The sequence below is a fragment of the Haladaptatus sp. CMSO5 genome (assembly GCF_036689885.1).
Lineage (GTDB): Archaea > Halobacteriota > Halobacteria > Halobacteriales > Halococcaceae > QDMS2.
This window is the reverse complement of record NZ_JBAHVW010000001.1, coordinates 652,264-671,385: the sequence shown is the minus strand read 5'-3', so window position 1 is coordinate 671,385 and position 19,122 is coordinate 652,264. Positions and strand designations below refer to the sequence as shown.

General features: G+C 61.2%; 21 protein-coding genes and 1 tRNA gene. 7 read left to right on the top strand and 15 right to left on the bottom strand.

The features are described 5' to 3' along the window. Window position 1: 1 nt before the first annotated feature. The 10 genes from V5N12_RS03565 to V5N12_RS03520 all read right to left on the bottom strand — a co-directional run bounded on the left by V5N12_RS03565 (window position 2) and on the right by V5N12_RS03520 (window position 11,511). Window positions 2-787, bottom strand: a complete 786-nt coding sequence (locus V5N12_RS03565) for an SDR family NAD(P)-dependent oxidoreductase (protein WP_332897779.1) — start codon at window positions 785-787, stop codon at window positions 2-4. A 55-nt stretch (window positions 788-842) separates the two neighbouring features. Further along, on the bottom strand, window positions 843-2,591 hold the full coding sequence (locus V5N12_RS03560; RefSeq protein WP_332897778.1) for a hydantoinase B/oxoprolinase family protein: 1,749 nt from the start codon (window positions 2,589-2,591) through the stop codon (window positions 843-845). Beyond that, window positions 2,584-4,587 carry a hydantoinase/oxoprolinase family protein gene (locus V5N12_RS03555; protein ID WP_332897777.1) on the bottom strand — a complete coding sequence of 668 codons (2,004 nt, stop codon included), beginning with the start codon at window positions 4,585-4,587 and terminating at the stop codon, window positions 2,584-2,586. The genes V5N12_RS03560 and V5N12_RS03555 overlap by 8 nt, the downstream gene beginning before the upstream one ends. A 2-nt stretch (window positions 4,588-4,589) precedes the next feature. Next, window positions 4,590-5,741 (bottom strand): NAD(P)/FAD-dependent oxidoreductase, encoded by a 1,152-nt coding sequence (locus V5N12_RS03550; RefSeq protein ID WP_332897776.1) that lies wholly within the window; start codon window positions 5,739-5,741, stop codon window positions 4,590-4,592. A 2-nt stretch (window positions 5,742-5,743) separates the two neighbouring features. Further along, window positions 5,744-6,472, bottom strand: a complete 729-nt coding sequence (locus tag V5N12_RS03545; RefSeq protein WP_332897775.1) for an ABC transporter ATP-binding protein — start codon at window positions 6,470-6,472, stop codon at window positions 5,744-5,746. 2 nt (window positions 6,473-6,474) lie between these two features. Next, the gene (locus V5N12_RS03540) at window positions 6,475-7,185 is read right to left on the bottom strand and encodes an ABC transporter ATP-binding protein (RefSeq protein ID WP_332897774.1); all 711 of its coding nucleotides are present in this window, start codon (window positions 7,183-7,185) and stop codon (window positions 6,475-6,477) included. Beyond that, a complete protein-coding gene (locus V5N12_RS03535; protein WP_332897773.1) occupies window positions 7,182-8,213 on the bottom strand; it encodes a branched-chain amino acid ABC transporter permease in 1,032 nt (343 codons plus the stop codon). The genes V5N12_RS03540 and V5N12_RS03535 overlap by 4 nt, the downstream gene beginning before the upstream one ends. Further along, on the bottom strand, window positions 8,210-9,088 hold the full coding sequence (locus V5N12_RS03530) for a branched-chain amino acid ABC transporter permease (protein WP_332897772.1): 879 nt from the start codon (window positions 9,086-9,088) through the stop codon (window positions 8,210-8,212). Before V5N12_RS03530 ends, V5N12_RS03535 begins: the two co-directional genes overlap by 4 nt. A 189-nt stretch (window positions 9,089-9,277) precedes the next feature. Beyond that, complete coding sequence (locus tag V5N12_RS03525; RefSeq protein WP_332897771.1) at window positions 9,278-9,772, bottom strand: Lrp/AsnC family transcriptional regulator; 495 nt, start codon at window positions 9,770-9,772, stop codon at window positions 9,278-9,280. A gap of 134 nt (window positions 9,773-9,906) precedes the next feature. Next, on the bottom strand, window positions 9,907-11,511 hold the full coding sequence (locus V5N12_RS03520; protein ID WP_332897770.1) for a Na+/H+ antiporter NhaC family protein: 1,605 nt from the start codon (window positions 11,509-11,511) through the stop codon (window positions 9,907-9,909). Window positions 11,512-11,716: 205 nt separating this feature from the next. Here V5N12_RS03520 and V5N12_RS03515 point away from each other — a divergent pair, with 205 nt between their 5' ends. Together V5N12_RS03515 and V5N12_RS03510 are read left to right on the top strand one after the other, a co-directional pair. After that, the gene (locus V5N12_RS03515) at window positions 11,717-12,562 is read left to right on the top strand and encodes an aldo/keto reductase (protein WP_332897769.1); all 846 of its coding nucleotides are present in this window, start codon (window positions 11,717-11,719) and stop codon (window positions 12,560-12,562) included. Between the two features lie 39 nt (window positions 12,563-12,601). Further along, window positions 12,602-12,991 carry a hypothetical protein gene (locus V5N12_RS03510; protein ID WP_332897768.1) on the top strand — a complete coding sequence of 130 codons (390 nt, stop codon included), beginning with the start codon at window positions 12,602-12,604 and terminating at the stop codon, window positions 12,989-12,991. Here the strand turns inward: V5N12_RS03510 and V5N12_RS03505 are convergent. From V5N12_RS03505 to V5N12_RS03495, 3 genes are all read right to left on the bottom strand, one after another. Then, window positions 12,988-13,263, bottom strand: a complete 276-nt coding sequence (locus V5N12_RS03505; RefSeq protein ID WP_332897767.1) for a DUF6360 family protein — start codon at window positions 13,261-13,263, stop codon at window positions 12,988-12,990. The genes V5N12_RS03510 and V5N12_RS03505 overlap by 4 nt on opposite strands. Next, window positions 13,263-15,011, bottom strand: coding sequence for a nitrite/sulfite reductase (locus tag V5N12_RS03500; RefSeq protein ID WP_332897766.1), 1,749 nt, complete (start codon window positions 15,009-15,011; stop codon window positions 13,263-13,265). The genes V5N12_RS03505 and V5N12_RS03500 overlap by 1 nt, the downstream gene beginning before the upstream one ends. Window positions 15,012-15,099: 88 nt before the next feature. Next, window positions 15,100-15,426: a hypothetical protein gene (locus V5N12_RS03495; protein WP_332897765.1), complete on the bottom strand. Its 327-nt coding sequence runs from the start codon at window positions 15,424-15,426 to the stop codon at window positions 15,100-15,102. A 292-nt stretch (window positions 15,427-15,718) separates the two neighbouring features. On the opposite strand from V5N12_RS03495, the gene V5N12_RS03490 reads away from it, so the two are divergent. The 4 genes from V5N12_RS03490 (at window position 15,719) to V5N12_RS03475 (ending at window position 17,369) form a co-directional block, all read left to right on the top strand. Continuing rightward, window positions 15,719-15,865, top strand: coding sequence for a hypothetical protein (locus V5N12_RS03490; protein ID WP_332897764.1), 147 nt, complete (start codon window positions 15,719-15,721; stop codon window positions 15,863-15,865). A 79-nt stretch (window positions 15,866-15,944) separates the two neighbouring features. Continuing rightward, a complete protein-coding gene (locus V5N12_RS03485) occupies window positions 15,945-16,619 on the top strand; it encodes a DUF7119 family protein (protein WP_332897763.1) in 675 nt (224 codons plus the stop codon). A 58-nt stretch (window positions 16,620-16,677) separates the two neighbouring features. Beyond that, window positions 16,678-16,751, top strand: a tRNA-Lys gene (locus V5N12_RS03480). Window positions 16,752-17,171: 420 nt separating this feature from the next. After that, on the top strand, window positions 17,172-17,369 hold the full coding sequence (locus V5N12_RS03475) for a hypothetical protein (RefSeq protein ID WP_332897762.1): 198 nt from the start codon (window positions 17,172-17,174) through the stop codon (window positions 17,367-17,369). Between the two features lie 6 nt (window positions 17,370-17,375). Here V5N12_RS03475 and V5N12_RS03470 read toward each other — a convergent pair whose 3' ends face one another. Then, a complete protein-coding gene (locus V5N12_RS03470) occupies window positions 17,376-18,224 on the bottom strand; it encodes a hypothetical protein (protein WP_332897761.1) in 849 nt (282 codons plus the stop codon). 192 nt (window positions 18,225-18,416) lie between these two features. Between V5N12_RS03470 and V5N12_RS03465 the strand changes: the two genes are divergently transcribed. Next, complete coding sequence (locus V5N12_RS03465) at window positions 18,417-18,686, top strand: DUF2250 domain-containing protein (RefSeq protein ID WP_332897760.1); 270 nt, start codon at window positions 18,417-18,419, stop codon at window positions 18,684-18,686. Here V5N12_RS03465 and V5N12_RS03460 read toward each other — a convergent pair. Next, window positions 18,683-19,054 (bottom strand): Rieske (2Fe-2S) protein, encoded by a 372-nt coding sequence (locus V5N12_RS03460; RefSeq protein ID WP_332900068.1) that lies wholly within the window; start codon window positions 19,052-19,054, stop codon window positions 18,683-18,685. The two genes, V5N12_RS03465 and V5N12_RS03460, sit on opposite strands and share 4 nt — an antisense overlap. Between the last annotated feature and the right edge of the window lie 68 nt (window positions 19,055-19,122).

Sequence of the window (19,122 nt, the reverse complement as noted above, 5' to 3'; positions counted from 1 at the left end):
CCTAGGCGCACCACCCACCGTCAACGACGAGCGTTTCACCCGTCACGAACGACGCGGCATCGCTCGCAAGGAACACCACCGCGTTCGACACGTCCTGTGGCGTGCCAAAGCGCGGTACCAACGTCTGTTCTTTCTTGTAGGCAACCGTCTCGGGGTCGTCGAGTTCTTGGGCTGCCATGCCCGCGTCGATGATACCCGGCGCAACGGCGTTCACGCGCACGCCCTCGGGCGAGAAATCGACCGCGAGCTGGCGCGTCAGATTCACCAGCCCCGCTTTTGATGGCCCGTAGGCGGCGTAGCCCGGCGAGCCGTGTAAGCCCGCCGTAGAGGCGATGTTCACGATGCTCCCCCCGGTTTCGAGTAGCGACGGCAGCGCATAGCGAGCGGTGAGAAACGCACCGCGAAGATTCACCGCGAGAACTTCGTCCCACTCATCAACAGAAACTTCATCTGCGCTCCCGAGGTGGTTCACTCCCGCGTTGTTCACCAAAACGTCGAGAGGGCCGAACCGGTCGAGTGCCGCATGGATGCTCTCTCGCACCGCGGTTTCGTCGGTGAGGTCTGTCTGGAAGAAGGCTGCAGTTCCGCCCCGTTCTTCTATTTCTGCAACGACCGACTGCGATTCGTCGCGGGGGGTTTCTGTAATGTCGAGGACGGAAACCGTCGCACCCGCCGCTGCGAACGTGAGCGCGATGTGGCGACCAAGGCCGGTGGCCGCGCCGGTCACGAGGACGTGGTCGTCTGCAAACGAGAGGCCGTCTGCGAGCGAGGGAATCGAGACTGTCATGCGAAACGATGGGGCTGAAGAAGTATAATAATTCGAAACGCGGCGATCGGCCCGTTCAGGCCGTCTGCCAGCCGTGGTAGGCGGCGTACGCCTCGAACCCGTCACCGAGCAGGTCGGCAAGTGCGTCGGTGAGTACCTCGGATTCGACATCGTAGGAGGCAATCGCCTGCTCGAACGAGACGAAGCCGCTCGCAACGTCTTCTGCGACGCGCGCGACGGCGCGATTTTCGTGTGGGCCGTAGCCACCACCGCCACCCATCGTAACCGAGACGACGTCGCCGGTGTCGAGGGGCGTATCCCACACGGTGCCGAGCGGCGATTGCTCGCCGTCAGATCGCGTGACAGACGTGTCGCCGGTCATCCCAGTGCCGCCGCCGTTTACTCCCCACGCGCCGTTTTCGAGGCGGCCAGCGTAGCCCGTGCCGCTCGCGGGACCGGAGGCGATTTCGAAAGCGCGGCGAACGCCGAGCCCGCCGCGATACTCGCCAATGCCGCCGCTGTCGGGTACGAGGCTGTAGTCCGCGACGCGAAGCCACTCGTGGTCCTGTTCGATGGCTTCGATGGGGATGTTCATCTCGTTTTGCAGCGGGTTCGTCGTCGCGGATGCGCCGTCGCCTCCGGGGTAGGCTCCCCAGCCACCGCCGGGCAGGTCCATGAACACCTCGGTGTGGTCTGCGAACTGTTTGGCGAACACGATGGGCGTTGTGCTGTTGAACGCGCTCGCCGGGACGTGTTCCGGAGAGAGGTCGGCGAGCGCCCGGAGCACGGCGTCGTAGATGCGACAGCACGTCTTCATTCGGGCGCGCGTCGCCGCCGGTTCGGTCGGATTCACTAACGTCCCCGACGGCGCTTCGATGGAAATTGGCCGATACACGCCGGCGCTGATGGGGAGTTCTGCACCGCCGAGCGACGCCAACACCGCGAAGTACGCAGCAGAGTGCGTCGAGGCGATGGGCGAGTTGATGTAGCCGGGGAACTGGTCGGCCGTCCCGGTGAAATCGACGGTCAGCTCGTCGCCCTCGACGGTGACTTCGACGCGAACCGTGGTGTCCACGGGGTCGTCACCGGGTGCTTCAATTTCGACCGTCTCGCTTCCCGTCGCGGTGCGGTCTTCGAGTGCGGCGATGCGAGTTCGCATGAACCGCTCTGCGTAGCTGTCGAGTTCTGAGAGTACCTCGTTGTACGTCTCGACGCCGTACTTCGTGGCGATACCCGACAGGCGCTCGACGCCGCGCCGGTTCGCCGAGAGTTGGGCGTTGAAGTCACCGATGACGTACTCGCTCGCCCGGACGTTCGTGGCGAGCGTTCGGATGAAGTTGTCGAACTCGCGGCTCGTCGTATCGAGAACGAGCGGTGGGAACCGGAAGCCCTCGCCGTAAGTGGTCGAAACGCCCGTTCCGAGGCTGGCTGCGCCCTGTCCACCCATGTCGATGTGGTGAGCGATACTGCCCGCAAAGCCGATGCGCTCGCCGCCAACGAACACCGGGTGGAAGGCAATGATATCCACGATGTGCTGGCCGCCGTGGTACGGGTCGTTGAACACTAGAATCTCGTCTTCGCTGAGCGACGCTGCCACCTCGAAGTTCTGGGCGAGCGCGTAGGGCATCGACCCCAGGTGCATCGGGATGTGCTCTGCCTGCGCGATGAGGTCGCCATCGGGGCCGAACAGTGCGGTTGAGCAGTCTCTCGCCTCTCGAATCACCGACGAGTAGGCGGTGCGAAGCAGGGTCTCGCCCATCTCCTCGGCCGCGCTGTGCAGCGAGTTTCTGACGATTTCTAAGGTTGCCGGGTCGATGTTACTCATCTGCGTCCTCCAGAATCATGTTGTAGTGGTCGTCGATGCGAAGGGTTTGGTCGGGGAGGACAACGGCCGTGCTGACTTCCATCTCCACGATTGCCGGGCCGGTCGTTTCGTACCCCGGCGGGAGGGTTTGGCGCTCCAGTACTGTCGCCGTGTGGTGGTCGCCATCAAGGTACACTTCGCGGGTTTCGGGTTCTGCGGCGTCGTCAATGTCCCACTGGATGGTTGGCTTCTCGCCGGGGACGGTCACCGCGACGCGGCAAGTCACCACCTCGATGTCGCTCTCCATCACGAAGCCGTAGCGTTCGTCGTGGCGTTCCCGGAAGCGGTCTGCGAGCGCGTCGAGGGCTGTGTCGGTCAACTCGGTTGGCGTCTCGACGCTAATCTCGTGGGCTTGGCCCGCAAAGCGCAGGTCGGTGTGGCGCGTCACCGTCGCCGATTCGGGGACGGTAATCCCACTGCGCGCAGCGGTTTCGAGGGCGGCGAACTGCTGTTCGAGCGTCGTCGCGGGCGTGTCCGCGAGTCGGCTGATGTTCGTCTTGCTGGCGGTGCGCCGCACGTCGGAGTACACCAGTCCAACCGCAGAGAGGATGCCGGGGCGCGGCGGGATGACAACCCGGCTTGCCCCGAGTTCGCGGGCAACCGCGGCCGCGTGGAGCGGGCCTGCCCCGCCGAAGGCGACAAAGGAGAACTCGCGCGGGTCGATGCCCTGCTGGACGCTCAACACCCGCGCACTCTCGACCATGTTCATGTTCACGATATCGTAGACGGCCTGTGCCGCCTCACGCACGCTGCAGTCGAGTTCGTCCGCGAGCGGGGCGAGGGCGTCTTCTGCCGCCTGTTTCGAGAGGTCGATAGAGCCGCCGAAGTTGGCGTCCGGGTTGATGAGACCAAGGACGACGTTCGCGTCGGTGACGGTCGGTTCCGTGCCGCCGTGGCCGTAGCACGCAGGCCCGGGGTCTGCCCCCGCAGACCGCGGGCCGACTTTGAGCAGGCCGCCGTCGTCCACCCACGCGATGCTGCCGCCGCCTGCGCCGATGGTCCGAATGTCGTACATTGGAATCGAGGCGGCCTGCTCGCCGATGGTTCCCTCCTTCGTGATTTCCGGCGTCCCGTTTCTGACGAGGCTGGTGTCCGCGCTCGTCCCGCCCATGTCGAAAGTGAAGATGTCGGAGAACCCGGCCTGCTGGGCGAGCGCGGTAGCCGCAGTCACGCCCGCCGCAGGCCCGGAGACGCCGAGGTAGACCGGTAACCGTGCGGCTTCACTCGTAGGCACAACGCCGCCGTCAGAGCGCATGACGACGATTTCATCGACGTCACTGTGGGCGTCGATTTCGCTCGTCAACCGGTCGAGGTACGTCTCTGCGACCGGGCGCGCGTAGGCGTTCAACACCGTCGTGTTCGCCCGCTCGTACTCGCGAAACTCGGGGAGTACTTCACTGGAGGTCGTCACCGGAACGTCGAGTTCGGCGTCGAGCAGTTCCTTTGCGCGCCGTTCGTGTTCGTCGTTCACATAGGAGTGGAGAAACGAGACGGCGACCGACTCGATGTTCGCCGCTGAGAGCACCGTCGCAATCTCCTGTACGGCAGCCTCGTCGAGTTCCGTGACGACCTCGCCGTTGGGGCCGATGCGCTCTTCGACCCCAAAGCACCGATACCGGGGGACGAGCGGCTGTTTTCGTTCGTACGACAGGTCGTAGATGTCGTCGCGGTCTTGTCGGTCGAGTTCCAGAATGTCCGCGAACGGTGCGGTGGTGACGAGCCCCGTCTCCGCGCCAGCCCGTTCGAGGATGGCGTTCGTGACGACGGTCGTGCCGTGTGAGAGCCGACTCGCTGATTCGACTCCGCTCTCGCGGAGCGCGTTGCCGACGGATTTCTCCGGCGTTTCTGGGACAGAGGGCGTCTTTACGACGCGCACCGTCCCGCTCTGTTCGTCAATGCTGATGAAGTCGGTGAACGTGCCACCGATATCGACGCCGATTCGTGTGTCTTCGGTCATAATTATGAGAGTCCGATTCGAGTGTGCTGGTTCTGCGAGTCGCGGTCTGCAAACCGTGCCGGGGAGAATGGAGAGAGGGAGACGAACGGCGACTCACCGAGTGCGAGCGCAGAGACTGCCTCGCCGACGCCCGGAGAGAGCATGAAGCCGTGGCCGTTGAACCCGGCCGCCGTGATGAGATTTGGAACCGCCGTGTGCGCACCGATAATCGGCATGCCATCGGGTGTGGCCGCTTTCAGGCCCGCCCACGAGCGTTCGATTTCCATGTCCACAAAGCGCGAATCGACGCGCGCGACGCGTTCACCGAGTTCGAGAAGAATGTCGAGACTGACGCTGCCATCGTACGCATCCGGGTCTGCAGTTTGGCCCGAGATTGGGCCGCCGATGAGCGACCCGCCGCCCGGCTCCTCGCGGTAGTAGACGTTGTGGTCGAGCGAGAGTACCATCGGGGAGTCGTCGAGGCTAACCGGCGACGTGACCGCGAACGTCCGAATCGGTGAGATTGGAAGCGAGACGCCCGCCAACGAGCAGATTCGCGGTGCCCAGACGCCCGCCGCGTTCACGACGGTCTGTGGCCGAATACAGAGGTCGCCCGCCGTGACCGCCTCGATACTGCCGTCGGAAATCAAGAAGTCAGTTACCGGCGTGTTCGTGTGAATCGTCGCACCCGCCTCACGAGCAGCCTGCGCCTGCGCGGTCGCAAACAGGTACGGGTCTGCGTAGCCGTCGGTCGTGACTTCAGTGCCAAAGGAAACCGCGTCGTCGCACAGCGTCGGGAGGCGGTTTCTGCATTCCTGCCCCTCGTAGCGCGTGACGGGCGTGTCGAATCGCTCGGCGTTGTCGGCGGCCTGTTCGAGTTTCTCGCGGTAGTCGTCGCTGCCGAGCAGCAGGTAGCCCGGCTGGTGGAGGCCAATTCCGATTTCGCGTTCGAGGGCTTCGAAAACCGGCACGCTTCGGACGGCGAGGTGTGCCGTCTCTGGGGTGGAAAACTGGCTGCGGAACATGCCCGCGGCTTTCGCGGTGCTCCCGTTGCCAATCGAGGCCGCTTCGAGAAGCATCGCGTCGCCGCCGCGTTCTGCGACCCCCCTTGCCACGCTCGTCCCCACCGCGCCGGCACCGATGACCACGACGTCACACGAAATTGAGGTGGGCATGGTCAGGTTGACCGACGCCCGAGGTACATCTCGACTAATTCATCTTCGTCGGTGAGCTCGTCTTTCCGGCCCTCGAAGGACACCGAACCCTGGTCTAAGATGTAGATGTACTCGGCGATGTTGAGCACCTTCCGGACGTTCTGTTCGACGATGATCATGTCGATGCCCGCATCCTTGAGGCGTGCGAGATGCTCGAACACATCGTCAATGAGGTTCGGCGCAAGCCCAGCACTCGGTTCGTCGAGCAAGAGGAATTTCGGGTCGGCCATCAGCGCGCGGCCGAGTGCCAACATCGCCTGCTGGCCGCCGCTCATCGACCCGGCGTGTTGGCTCGCGCGCTCGCGGAGGACGGGGAACGTCTCGTAGACGTGTTCGTACCGTTCTGCAAGCACGTCGCTGTCGGATTCGAGATACGCACCCATCCGAAGGTTCTCTTTGACGGTCATCTCCGGGAACACGTTGCCGCCCTGTGGGACGGTGACGATGCCCCGTTCGACGATTTCTCGCGGCGTGGCGTCGGTCATGTCTTCGCCGAGAATTTCTAAGGTGCCGTCCCAGATGGAGACGAGCCCGTTCATCGCCTTGAGCGAGGTCGATTTCCCGCTCCCGTTCGGCCCGATGATGCAGTTTACCCGGCCGACTTTGACGTCCATCGACAGGTCGTGAAGCACCTGATTCTCGCCGTAGCCAGCATCGACGCCGTCGAGAATGAGTGCAGACTGTTCGCTCATTGTTATTGTCCTCCGAGGTAGGCTTCTCTCACAAGGTCGTTTTGCTGTACTTCTTCGAACGTGCCGCTCGCGATGTTCTGTCCGTTGTTCATGACGATGACGCGGTCACAGAGTTCGGCGACGATGGACATGTCGTGTTCGATGATGAGGATGGTTCGCCCGTTCTCGTTGAGTTTGGCGATGTGGTCTAAGATGTCGTCCATGAGTGCCGGATTCACCCCGGCGCTTGGCTCGTCGAGCAAGATGAGGTCTGGGTCGAGCATCAACACCCGCGCGATTTCGAGCAGTTTCTTCTGCCCACCACTCAGATCCTCGCCGTGGCTGTCGGCAACCCGGGTGAGTTCTAAGTCGTCCAATAATTTGCGTGCGTGTTGGAGTTTTTCCTCGCCAGAGAGCGGCGATTGGGGGACGAGCATGTTCTCGAACACGGTGAGTTTGCCAAACGGCTTCGTCTCCTGAAACGTCCGGCCAAGGCCGAGCGTTGCGATTTCGTGGGTCGAACTCGACGTGATGTCGGTGCCGTCGAACACGATGCGTCCGTCGTCAGCCGAAAGGAATCCCGTGGTGAGGTTGAACGTCGTCGTCTTCCCGCTCCCGTTCGGGCCGATGAGGCCGACGATTTCGCCGCGTTCGATTTCGAAGTCCAGCCCGTCTACGGCGACGAGGCCGCCAAACGACTTTTTCAGTCCGTCAATTTCGAGTAGTGCAGTCATTTGTCGCGCTCCTCCGTGTCGCTAAAGCGGTCAGTGAATCCGTCGAACTGCTGTTTGAGGATATCGCGTTGCGTGGCACTGCCCGCGAGTCCGCTGGGGAAAAACAGGATAACCAACATCAACAACAGCCCCCAGATGAGCAGGCGCTGTTCGATAACGCCCCGGAGCAACTCCGCGACGCCGACAACGGCGATGACGCCAACGATTGCGCCGCTGAACGTCCCGAGCCCGCCGATGATGCTCATTGCCATGAACTGAATCATCTGGTTGAGTTCGAGCATCGGCGGGGAGATGATGAGGATGTTGTACGCCTGCAGACCCCCGGCGACACCGGCGAGCGCAGAGCCGATGAAGAAGCCGACGAGCTTGTGGCGGTAGGTGTCGTTGCCAAGCATCTGTGCGGCATCCTCTGCCTCACGAATCGCCCGTGCAATCAGTCCGAATCGAGAGACGAGCAGGGCGTACTGCACGAGAAGCAGTGCGAGGACGAGCACCAACACGAAGTAATAGAAGACAATCCGGTCGCCGCCGAACATCGGCGCGAAGCCGGTGTAGCCCGTTGGCCCGTTGGTCACGTCGCGGAACGTGATAACCGCAAGGTGAATGATTTCGGCGAATGCGAGCGTCACCATTGCGAGATACGACCCGCTGAGTCGGAGCGACGGAATCGTAATCGGGAGACTGAACAACCCCGCAACCAACCCGCCGATGACGAGCGCCAGCACCGGTGGAATGCCGAACTCAGCGGCGCAGATGACCGTTGCGTACGCGCCGACGCCGTAGAGCGCCGCGTGCGTGAAACTGAACATGCCGAAGTAGCCAGCAAGCAGGTTCCAACTGGAAACTGCGAGGATGAAGATGAGAATCTGGAGCGTTACACTCAAATGGAACTGGCGGAGGAAGAACGGCGCGCCGAGCGCGAACAGAACGCCGAGTGCGAAGATAACGCCTTTCGGCCCGAGCAGGTCTTCGCTGAGTCGGGTTTGCGTCCGTGAAAGCGTCAGGCGAAGCGACTCTGCGAGGCTCATCCGTCGATCACGCCTCCGATGCCGGTTGGCTTCACAATCAGAATCACAATCATCGCGAGAAAGAGCAACATCGAGGTCTGCTGGCTCGACGTGAACGTGAGGCTCACACTGCGGAGGACGCCGATGAGCAACGCCGCAATCAGCGTGCCACGGACGCTGCCGAGGCCGCCGATGATAACCACGATGAACGCGAGCAAGAACGGTTGCCAGCCCACAGAGGGGTAGATGTTGAAAATCGGGGCGAGCAACGCGCCCGCGAGTCCGGCAAGCGCCGCACTGATGCCGAAGGTGATGGCGTAGATGCGATCAGAGCGAACGCCCATGAGCTTTGCCGTGTTCTGGTCTTGGGCAACCGCGCGCATCGCCATGCCGAGGCGCGTATATTTGATAACCGCAAAGAGCACGCCGAGTGCGGCGAGCGCGACGATGAACAGATACACCTGTTCTGCCACGAAGAAAAACGGTCCGACTTCCCACACGCCCGGCACGATGGTGGGAAGCGTTCGTCGAGTAGAGCCCAGTGGCGAGCCTCTGATGATGTTTTCTAGAACCACTGCCAAGCCGAACGTCCCGATGATGGCGGCGAATTCAGCGTTATCTCTGTCCCGAAGGCGGCGGACTACCCCGAACTCCGTCACCATGCCGAGGACGAACACGACGAGAACCGCGCCCGGAAGCGCCAACAGTGCGTTGCCCGTTAGCTCGAAGGTGAGAAAGCCGGCGTAACCACCCATCATAAACATTGCACCGTGGGCGAAGTTGAGGATACGAGTCACACCCCAAATGAGTGTGAGTCCAACCGCCACCAATGCAAGTTGGCCACCAAACAAAATCCCGTTAAAAATTTGTTGGATAACCAAGAGTAGGTCGACCATATTACGCCCTTTGCAGAAGAAGGATAAAAACCTTGTTTTGTGTTCACTCCTAACAAAGAATAAAACTCCGTGCTGGCGTGCGCTTGTTGGTTTCAAGATGACCAGCAATTGCGCCACTGAGGCGCGCTCAGCAACAAGCAGACCGCAGTGTTCGCTAAACGACGCTACTCTGAACCGGCTCGTCGAGTGTCAGTCCATCTCCGGTAAGAGTTTCGTCATCAGTTTCTCGATATCGTAGTCGTTGAACGGGTTTGGCTCGTTTTTCAGCGTCGTGATGACGAACGTCGAACTCGTTCTGTCGATTTCGTCTACGTCCTCGAAGGCCTCGATGAGCTCTTCGACCATCTCACGCGACATGAGGTGTGAGACGAGAATGAAGTCCGTGTCGCCAAGCGTGAAATAGACCTGATTGACCCCGTTTATCTCCCCCAACTTCTCGCCTACGGTCTTGTGATACCCGGAATCGTACTCCGCCCACACCTCGGTGATGAGGGTCAAGCCAAGGCCTGCTTTCTTGAAGTTGATGTCGAACACTTCGTTCTCGATGATGCCGTCTTCTTGGAGTTTTTTGAGCCGATAGTGAACGGTCGATTTCGGGATTCCCGTCTCGTCTGTAATCCTGTCTGGACTGCCAGAGCCGAGCGTCCCGATTGCTTTGAGAATCCGAATATCCTTCTCGTCCATAGACTGCATTCGGAACATTCCGTAATGATTGTTCTGTGTTTAGCCCTGGTGAGGAACGTCAGTCAACTGATGATTCCGGACAGTGACCAATGAGACGCAGAAACTGCGGAAAAATCGCGGCGGTCGCAGTGTGGTCAGTCGTCGCTCGTCAGTCCGGTTCGCAAACCACTTGAAGCACCGGGCTTCGCGGAGATGTCCTTGCGCCGGGCGTCGAATTCGGAGAAGCCGTACACCAGCACGACGAGCGTCACGACGCCGAGTGGGAGCAAGATGAGCGGGCTGAGGTTCGTGATGCCGTACAGGACGTAAATCACGCCCGTGGCGATGAGCACCGTAAACGCGTAGTACATCTGCGTGCGGACGTGGTCGATGTGGTCTGACCCCGCGAACGTCGAGGCGAGGACGGTGGTGTCAGAGATGGGCGAGCAGTTGTCACCGAACACCGCACCGCTGAACATCGCACCGACGGCGACGGCGAGGAAATGTGGGTCGTTACTGCCAATCGACCACGCGAGTGGAATCACGATTGGCGTCATAATCGACATCGTCCCCCACGAAGTACCGATGGCGAAGGCGATGAACGCCGAGGTGAAGAACACGACGACGGGAACCATCACCGGCGAGACGACGCCGGTTGCGTACTGGGTGACGTACGCACCGGTGCCGAGCGCAGAAGCAACGGAGCCAATCGACCAGGCGAGCACGAGAATGCTTATCGCAGGGAGCATCGTCCCGAAGCCGTCTAAGACGGTCTCCATCGACTCGGAGATGGACATGAGCCCTTCGCTGAGTGCGAGGAGGATGGCGGTCGAAACCATGGCGAACGACCCCCAGACGAGCGCGGTCGCAACGGCGGTGTTGTTGACCATCTCGATGAACGTTCGGTCGGGTGCATATCCCATCATCACCGCACCGCCGATGACGGTCGCAACGAGGGCGAACACCGGCAGTGCGAACACGCGAAGCGGGGCGTCCTCGGTGACGGGTTCGCCCAACTCTTCTTTGATGTTCTGCAGCGCATTTGCGTCCTCGCGGATGACGTTGCCCGTTTTCACCGCCCGATTTTCGGCGGTGAGCATCTCACCGAAGTCCCGCCCCGAGATGACGATGATGCCGACCATCACCACCGCGAGAATGGAGTACATGTTGTACGGAATGCTCTGGATGAACGTTGCTGCGGCAGACGGCGTCTGGTCTGCGATGCCGAGTTCTTGATACTGGGTTTCGATGAGGCCGATTTCGAAGGCAACCCAGCTCGAAATCCCGATTGTCGCAACGGGTGCGGCAGTCGAGTCCAGGATGTAGGCGAGTTTTTCGCGCGACATCTTGAGTTCGTCTGCGAGATTCTTCATCGAACTGCCGACGATGGCGTTGTTGGCGTAGTCGTCGAAGCACCAGAGAATGCCGAGCAGCCAGGTCGAGATGCCGATTTTTCGGTGAGAGTTGATGCGGCGCGTTGCGAATTTGGTGATGGCGTGTGCGCCCCCTAGCTTCCAGATGAGCGCGATACCCGCCCCGAGTAACATCACGAACACGAGAATCGTTGCGTTAAACGTACTCGCTCCGATTGCGTTTACAATCCACTCGAACGTTTGGGCGACACCGATGTTTCCAGCGTAAATGACCGCACCAATCCACACGCCGACGAACAGCGAGAGCATCGCCCGTCGGGTGATAATCGCCAGCGCAATGGCGAGAAGTGGTGGTGCGAGGGATAGTATCCCGAAGTGTGGAGCCATGTTCTATGCCTTCACATATCATGCAATAAAATATTTTTGCCAATTTTTTAACTAATTAGTGCCAATATTTACCACGTGCTGGACAGCAGTGGACGGTCAGCCGATACTGCTCGGAGAGGGCGAGCAACTGTTCAGTTTCAAGAGCCGTCGGGCTCTCGATGCCGCCAGACGAACCCCTTTCTGTGTGGCATCCGAAGGTACGGCGATGGTCTCCAATCAGAGCGACACCTTCGACATCGGTGGCGAACTTACCGTCAACCGGCTCGGCTTCGGCGCGATGCGCATCACCGGCGACGGCATCATCGGTGAGCCAGAGGACGTCGCGAACGCAAAGGAAGTACTCCAAACCGCAGTCGAACTGGGCGTAAACTTCATCGACACCGCAGACTCCTACGGCCCGGGAACCAGTGAGCGACTCATCCGTGAGGCACTCACGCCCTACGCGGACGATCTCGTGATTGCGACGAAAGGCGGCCTGCTTCGCAACCGAGAGACCGACTGGAAACCGTGTGGCGACCCCGACTACCTCAGGAACGCCCACCTCACCAGCCTCGACCGCCTCGGTCTCGACGCGATTGACCTCTATCAGTTCCACCGCCCCGACCCGGACACGCCGTTCGAAGACTCGGTGGAAACACTCGCAGAACTCAAAGACGAGGGCGTGATTCGCCACGTCGGGCTCAGCAACGTGAGCGTAGAGCAGTTAGAGACCGCCCGCGAGCTGGTGGACATCGCCACGGTCCAGAACCGATACTCCATCAAAGAGCGCGAATCAGAGGACGTCCTCTCGGTGTGCGAGGACGAAGACATCGGCTTCATCCCGTGGTTCCCGCTCGGCGCGGGCGACCTCGGCAAGACGGGCGAGATGCTCGACGAGATCGCCGCGACCCACAGCGCCACGCGCTATCAGATTGCCCTCGCGTGGTTGCTTCAGCACTCGCCGGTCATGCTCCCGATTCCGGGCACCTCCAGTCTGACGCATTTAGAAGAGAACGTCGCCGCCTCCGGCATCACCCTTGCTGCCGACGAAGTGGCGCGCCTCGACGTGTAACCGAGAAATCCTTTTTCCCCGTGCGGCCGTATGTCTAGCATGGCCCAACACGACCTCGATCCAGCGGAGAAGGCAGCCTTACACGAACTCCAACTCGGTATCGAACACCTGTATCGTGCCTACGGAAAGTTTCTCGAATTTCACCACGGCATCGGCCACGCGATGGATCGGTTTGCCACCGCAGAGCGCGTCCTTCGGGAGGCGGGCTACACCGAGTTCGCAGATGAACTGCGCGACCACCAGCTCCCTGCGGGCGTGGTTGGCGACAAATGGACGTACGAACTCGTAGAGGAGTTCAAGCGGGGCTTTCTCGCGGACGCAGATGGGTTCGAGCAGCGGGTGTGTCGAGAACTCGCTGGTGGCGTAGACCACGTCAGCGAGCGCGAGTTACAGTCATACTGGCGGGAAAACGCGAAACCGAGAAGCTAGGCCTGTTCGACGTTCTTCGCGTGTTTTTCGAGGTCTGCGGCGAGTTTGCGAGCCTGCTCTGGCGACAGTCGCACCGAATCGGCGTGCGGCGCGAGGGTGTCGAGTTCCGTCGGGTCGAGTTCGAGTTGGAGTGAGACGTGGTCTGGATTTTTTCTCGGCGAAGTGACGTTGAGCGTCGCAAATGCTTCCTCGGTGAAGCCGTGGCCTTTCGCCTCGCCGTCTACGAGGTCAAGCGTGGTGTACGCGTTGACCGTCATGAGTCGGTCTGCCATCAGTCGTTTGCTGGCGCTGGCGAGGCGTCCATTGCGTCGTCTTCTGCGTACGGGTACCACGTCATCTTCGTGTTGTGCATGAATGGGTCTTCGTACGAGGTTTCCTCCGGTTCAGCGAGGCCTTGGAGGTCGTCTTCGTCCTTCGCGGCGATGAAGTCGCGGAAGCTCTGGCCCTCTTCGCGCTGGGCTTCGTACACCTGCAGGAGGTTCTTGATGTAGCCCGGCACCTCGTCTGCGGCGACGCGCATCTCGACCCACTCTGCGAACTGCGGGTTCTCACCGAGACCGCCGCCGAGGCCGATGTCGAACGCTTCGACGGGGTCGCCGTCCTTGCGCGTCTTCATGCCCCGAAGGCTGATGTCCGCAATCTGTGGCTGGGCGCACGAGGCGGTACAGCCAGAGAGGTGGATGTGGAAGTCGGTGAGCCCCTCTGGCAACTCGACGTTGTCGCGCAGCCAGCGGCCGTAGCGCACCATCCGGTTTTTCGTCTCCACGATGGAGAGCGAGCAGTACTCGGTTCCCGTACACGCAATCGACCCGCGCATGAACGGGTGTGGGTCTGGCGAGTACTCCTCTAAGAGTGGCTCTGCGAGGAAGTCGTCGAGGTCTTCTTCTGCGATGTCTGCGACGATGATGTTCTGGCGCTGGGTGAGGCCAATCATCTCAGAGCCGTACTCCTCAGCGAGATCTGCGAGTTCGATGACGTCTGCTGCATCTTGGCGGCCAACGAGGACGTAGAGGCCGACGAAGTACTGGCCGTCGCTCTGTTCGTGGACGCCGATGTAGTCGCCCGGCGCGTCGTTTCGCCCGGCGTTGTAGTCGTACTCGTGGCGCAGGTCGTCGCCCGCGGTTTCGAGTTCGTAATCGATGTAGTCGTCTTGGAGCACGCTGCGGAACTTCTCTGGCCCCCACTCGTCCATGAGGAACTTGATGCGGGCGTTGAAGCGGTTGTCGCGGTCGCCGTGGTCGCGAAACAGCGCGGAGATACCGGCCGACACGTCGGTCATCTCCTCGGGGCGACAGAACACGTCGATGTCGCGGGCGATGCGCGGCTCTTTGCGTGCGAGTCCGCCGCCGACGCGGACGTTGAAGCCGGTGACTTCCTCGCCGTCGATTTCTTTGGTCGCGGGTTCGAAGGCGAGGTCGTTGATGTCACCCTGGCCGGCTCCCCGTGTGTCGCCGGTCACGGACACCTTCCACTTGCGCGGGAGGTTCGAGTAGGCTTCGTTGCCTTTGAACTCCTCGTTGAGTTCTTGAACGAGGGGCCAGACGTCTACGTGCTCGTCTGCGTCGCGGCCTGCGACCGGGCTGCCGACGATGTTGCGCCACGAGTCACCGCAAGCTTGGATGGTCGAGAGGCCGACTGCTTCGAGTCGAGCGAAGATGTCCGGGATATCTTCGAGTTGAATCCAGTGGAGTTGAATCGACTGGCGGGTCGTCCAGTCACAGACCGCGCCGGGCCACTCGGGGTTGTCGGCGGGACCGGTTGCGTAGTCCTGTGCAATCTCTCCGACGACGCGAAGCTGTTCTGGCGTGAGCCGGCCCATCGGGACGCCGACGCGCATCATGAAGTAGCTCTCTTGGCCGGAGCGCTGGTGGTACAGTCCCCACCATTTGAAGCGTTCGAACCACGCGTCGTGTTCGTCTTCAGGGATGGCTTCGAAGCCCTCCTCGGCGAATCGTTCGAGGTGGTCTCGAATTTCGAGACCGTAGGTCTCGTCTTTCCAGCCCTCGACTTTGGTTGGCATATCTGGCTAGTTGTCCTAGGTTCATATACGCCCAAGCGTGCCGTCAATCATCCCCGCGTCTGCCTAATTGAGGGGAATATTGCCTCTTTTATCGGGCCGACTTTCGGTGGCGAAGCCGAGGAATGTGCACACTTTCGGGGACGACGCCGTGAAACTCCCCGTCTACGACTCGGCCCACGGTCACCCAATCGGTGACGCTTTCTTCGCCACACAGGATACAGCGACCCGCGATTTTCGCGGCGATGTCGCCGTCTGCGACGGAGACGCTGACGAACGCCTCTGCGAGGAAATCGGCCACCTCACAGGCGCACACGTCGTGTCGGGCGAGCAACCAGAGGTCGCTCACGCTGACTCTGCGGGCGTCGTTTACGCTTATCCACGCCCCGTCGTCGAGCGTGTGGATGGCGACTGTCATACCCGTGCTTACCCCCGAACGACCCAAAGCCCACCGGCCCGAGCAACGTTCCCCGGCTGTGGTGACAGACAGAACGACGAAAACCGCACGCAGGCGCGTTATTGTCGCACAGCTTTGGCGTCGCAGAAAGCGGGCGATGTTGCCGACAAGCGGTTTTGTGGGTCAGACTTTCAGGTGAGCGCGGGCTTATTTGAGTTAGGCTTCTACGAGGTGATAGGTCAGCGAACCCCGACACCGGCGCGTTCTCATCTCTCGACGCAGAGCGCGCCTCAATCGAACGGAGGGACACCACTTGAGTAACCAGACACCGAACACAGACACCGATTCAGAACAAGCAAACGACCACGATGCGAGCCACTTAGACGACCTCGAAGATGGGAGTGGCTGCACCGAAATCTGGGAGAAACTCTCAGAGCAACGCGAAGCCGCAGACGACTGACGACACGGCCGTCGATAGCTGTGTGCAGACCGTGCACGCCACGCGCAGATTTTTACGTTCCATCCTCCTACGGCGTCCTATGAGAGAGCCGCGGCGACGCGACGAGATAGGTGCAGGCCGCGAGTCGCCCGTCGGTGAACCCGTCATCCGCGGCGACCCGTCGGTCACCGGCGAACGCGCACAGGAAGCCGCCCGCTTCGACCCCGACGACCCAGAAAGCCTCGCCGCCGCCGCCCAAACGGTGCGCGACTTCGCAAACAACACCATCGGCGACGAAGACTACGTCTACATGCTCGAAGGCGCGGCCGCCTGCGCCGCCCTCGTGCGCGGTGAAGGCTCCTACAAAGCCGCAGCCGCCCGCGCTGACGGCGGCGTCACTGTCTCCTTCATCCGCAAGTGGGCGCGCGTCCATGACCTCCCGCGGGCCATCCGCCGTCACGTCGCCCAAGGCGAAATCGCTCCGACCGCCGCCAAACACATCGCCCGCGTCCGAGGCGAATCGCGTTTCCTGCTGGCGTGGGCCGTCCTCGACAACGACCTCACCGTCCGGCAGGTGCGCGCCACCGCGAGCGCCATCAACAACGGCGAGAGCATCGAAGCCGCCCTCGCGGAACAGGGCGTCCATCCCGGCGAAGTCACCCTTTCACTGCCGATGGACGCCTACCGCGAACTCCGTCGGAAAGCCTCAAACCAAGGCGTCGAACCCGGCGACATCGTCGCTGAGGCACTCGATACTGTGTGGGGTGACGAGTAGCAAACCCGCAGACGGAATCGTAAAGGTTTACCACTAACCACCGGTAGATGGAAGTACAGGGCTGGTAGCTCAGTTAGGCAGAGCGTCTGGCTTTTAACCAGACGGCCAGGGGTTCAAATCCCTTCCAGCCCGCTTTTACGACGAACAATACGGCGAGCACCGCGCAGCGTGTGCGAGCCATCCCGTGAGTCGGAAAACGCTATGAAGGGATTTGAACTAGGGAGCAGCTTGTCTGCGACCGAAGTTCAAATCCAGCGGTTATCTCCCAGCCCGTTACATTCTCTCGCGAGCAACTCCGCGAGCGAGTGCTGTTTCGACGCTGAAAGGATTTGAACGAAGGAGCAGCTTGTCTGCGACTGGCGTTCAAATCCAGCGGGCACAGATCGCGTCGTCGTCGTTCGTTCTCTCGGGCTCACCGCCGATGCGGCTTTGCCGCATCGAGGCTCGCACACGCTTCGCGTGTGCTCACTTCCGCGGGACACGTCCCGCGTCGTTCGCCAAACGCTCCGCGTTTGGCTCACCTTTATCTCAAAACCGAACACAGAAACAGGCATGAAACTCGTCGCTTCCACACTCTCACTTCTTTTGACGGCGACTGGTGTCTTTCTCATCCTCGTGAGTCTCGCAACCATCGCGGGAATGCCGTGGACGACCAAAGCGAGCGCGCTTGCCGCGGGGATACAGGTGGGTGGGGCGCTCGTGGCGGCGGCTCTCGGCGCAGGGTTCGTGTGGGCAGGAAGAAAAGCGTAGACCGGATTAGCCTTTGTTCGGGAGGTACGCGAAGGTAACCATGAAGATGACCGAGAGGAGGCTCAAGATGGTGACGCCCCAAAGTCCGTTGATGGTGTCTTCGAACTCGGTGATTTCGTGCTCTTGTGCGGCGAACTCGTCATAGTTTGGCGAGAGTTGCACTTCCTCTTCTGAGACGAAGTTCGCGACGTAGGACTCACCGGAGAGGGTCACGTTACCCCCTTGGGAGAGTTCGATGGTGTTGGTTTTCGGCGCGAACCAATCGACGGTTACCCCACTCGAAGACACGCTCTTGACGGTGGTCGAGTTGTTCTGGTACTGGATTTGGTCACCGGTCTGGAACTCTTGGGTGTCCGGGTCGGGGAGGTACTCAGAGAGCAGTCGGAGGCTCTCGTTTTCCGAGTAGACGACGTAGCGCTCGCCGTTGCGGGTGATGGTTTCGTTGTCCACGGCAGGGTCAGCGGCCAGCCGCTGGGTGACGTTGAACTCCTGGTGGAGCGCGAACGAGGAGACGTTCGTGCCGTTCGGGACGAGGACGCGGTACGTCCCGTCGTTGTACGGAACGGTCGAGTTGTTCGCTAACTCCGCGGTGTATTCCGCAGACTGGTTCGTCCACTGGAGTTCACCGGCGTAGCTGGCACCACCGCCGCCGCCGTGCCCGCCGCCGCCCGACTCTTCGAGGGCGATTTTCGTCACCGTGTACGTTCGGTCGCCGACCGTGACCGTGTCGTTCATGCCGTACGTGGGGCTATCCAGTTTGATGTGCGGCTGTTCGGCCGTTGCGATGAGCCCGTAGGCCCCCGCACCGGCAACGACGAAGAACACTGCAAATATGGCCGCGGCGCGTCGTTGCATGCCTGAAGCGTCGAACGGACGCCGTATAACGGTTACTAATGAGTATCGCGAAGTCCCCAAACCGGAAGCCAGCACGGCTATCTGCGGGGGACAGCCCACAGCCGCCTCGCAGACCGAGCCAACACGGCGCACGCCGGAGATAGTGTTATATGCTACCGAGTCGCATAACTCCTAAGGGTATCGATGGCTACAATGACCCAGCGAGCAGCATGGATGCACTCCGCTGACCACAGGATTCTGGACTATCTCCGGCGCGAGCGCCCGGACTACGCACCGCTCATCGCCAATCGGCTTGGCATGCACTTGAAATACGTCGAACAGCGCATCGAGGTGCTCTGTGCCTACGGCCTGCTCGAAGCAATCAGCGACGAGGTCGTCTATCGCATCACCGAGCGAGGAATCGACTATCTCGAAGGTGCACTCGACCCGACGACGCTCACGCCAGCGAGCGACGAGGCTTAAAACGAGAGGTGCGAGGACGACGAGGGCATGTCGTCTCCGTCGTCGATGCCACCCTCGCGGACGAACCGACATTTTGCATCCGTGAGATACACGTCGCCATCTTCGACCGTTATTTCTACCTCCACGAGCGTCGAGCCTGCGGCTTTGCCGTTGTCGCAGTGCCCAGAACAGCCGTCGAACATCGAGCCGTGTTTGGGGCAGATAAGCTCACCGTCACGGATAGCCGCGCCCGTCCCGCGGTCGAGCCGTTGGTCGGTTTCGTGCTGGCAGAAGTTCTTCCACGCCGCGACGCAGTCTGCGAGATTGACGAGGATGACTTCCTCTTCGCTACCGTCGGAACCGCTCGATTTCCCACCGGAAAATCTCAGCCCCCGACGACGTTCGCAATTTCTCCGAATTTGCTCACTCCCATCCAATTCACGCGCACGGTGAACAG

Coding starts and splice junctions, on each gene's coding strand:
- V5N12_RS03565 (WP_332897779.1), bottom strand. CDS start 787: ATGACAGTCTCGATTCCCTCGCTCGCAGACGGCCTCTCGTTTGCAGAC.
- V5N12_RS03560 (WP_332897778.1), bottom strand. CDS start 2,591: ATGAGTAACATCGACCCGGCAACCTTAGAAATCGTCAGAAACTCGCTG.
- V5N12_RS03555 (WP_332897777.1), bottom strand. CDS start 4,587: ATGACCGAAGACACACGAATCGGCGTCGATATCGGTGGCACGTTCACC.
- V5N12_RS03550 (WP_332897776.1), bottom strand. CDS start 5,741: ATGCCCACCTCAATTTCGTGTGACGTCGTGGTCATCGGTGCCGGCGCG.
- V5N12_RS03545 (WP_332897775.1), bottom strand. CDS start 6,472: ATGAGCGAACAGTCTGCACTCATTCTCGACGGCGTCGATGCTGGCTAC.
- V5N12_RS03540 (WP_332897774.1), bottom strand. CDS start 7,185: ATGACTGCACTACTCGAAATTGACGGACTGAAAAAGTCGTTTGGCGGC.
- V5N12_RS03535 (WP_332897773.1), bottom strand. CDS start 8,213: ATGAGCCTCGCAGAGTCGCTTCGCCTGACGCTTTCACGGACGCAAACC.
- V5N12_RS03530 (WP_332897772.1), bottom strand. CDS start 9,088: ATGGTCGACCTACTCTTGGTTATCCAACAAATTTTTAACGGGATTTTG.
- V5N12_RS03525 (WP_332897771.1), bottom strand. CDS start 9,772: ATGGACGAGAAGGATATTCGGATTCTCAAAGCAATCGGGACGCTCGGC.
- V5N12_RS03520 (WP_332897770.1), bottom strand. CDS start 11,511: ATGGCTCCACACTTCGGGATACTATCCCTCGCACCACCACTTCTCGCC.
- V5N12_RS03515 (WP_332897769.1), top strand. CDS start 11,717: ATGGTCTCCAATCAGAGCGACACCTTCGACATCGGTGGCGAACTTACC.
- V5N12_RS03510 (WP_332897768.1), top strand. CDS start 12,602: ATGGCCCAACACGACCTCGATCCAGCGGAGAAGGCAGCCTTACACGAA.
- V5N12_RS03505 (WP_332897767.1), bottom strand. CDS start 13,263: ATGGCAGACCGACTCATGACGGTCAACGCGTACACCACGCTTGACCTC.
- V5N12_RS03500 (WP_332897766.1), bottom strand. CDS start 15,011: ATGCCAACCAAAGTCGAGGGCTGGAAAGACGAGACCTACGGTCTCGAA.
- V5N12_RS03495 (WP_332897765.1), bottom strand. CDS start 15,426: ATGACAGTCGCCATCCACACGCTCGACGACGGGGCGTGGATAAGCGTA.
- V5N12_RS03485 (WP_332897763.1), top strand. CDS start 15,945: ATGAGAGAGCCGCGGCGACGCGACGAGATAGGTGCAGGCCGCGAGTCG.
- V5N12_RS03475 (WP_332897762.1), top strand. CDS start 17,172: ATGAAACTCGTCGCTTCCACACTCTCACTTCTTTTGACGGCGACTGGT.
- V5N12_RS03470 (WP_332897761.1), bottom strand. CDS start 18,224: ATGCAACGACGCGCCGCGGCCATATTTGCAGTGTTCTTCGTCGTTGCC.
- V5N12_RS03465 (WP_332897760.1), top strand. CDS start 18,417: ATGACCCAGCGAGCAGCATGGATGCACTCCGCTGACCACAGGATTCTG.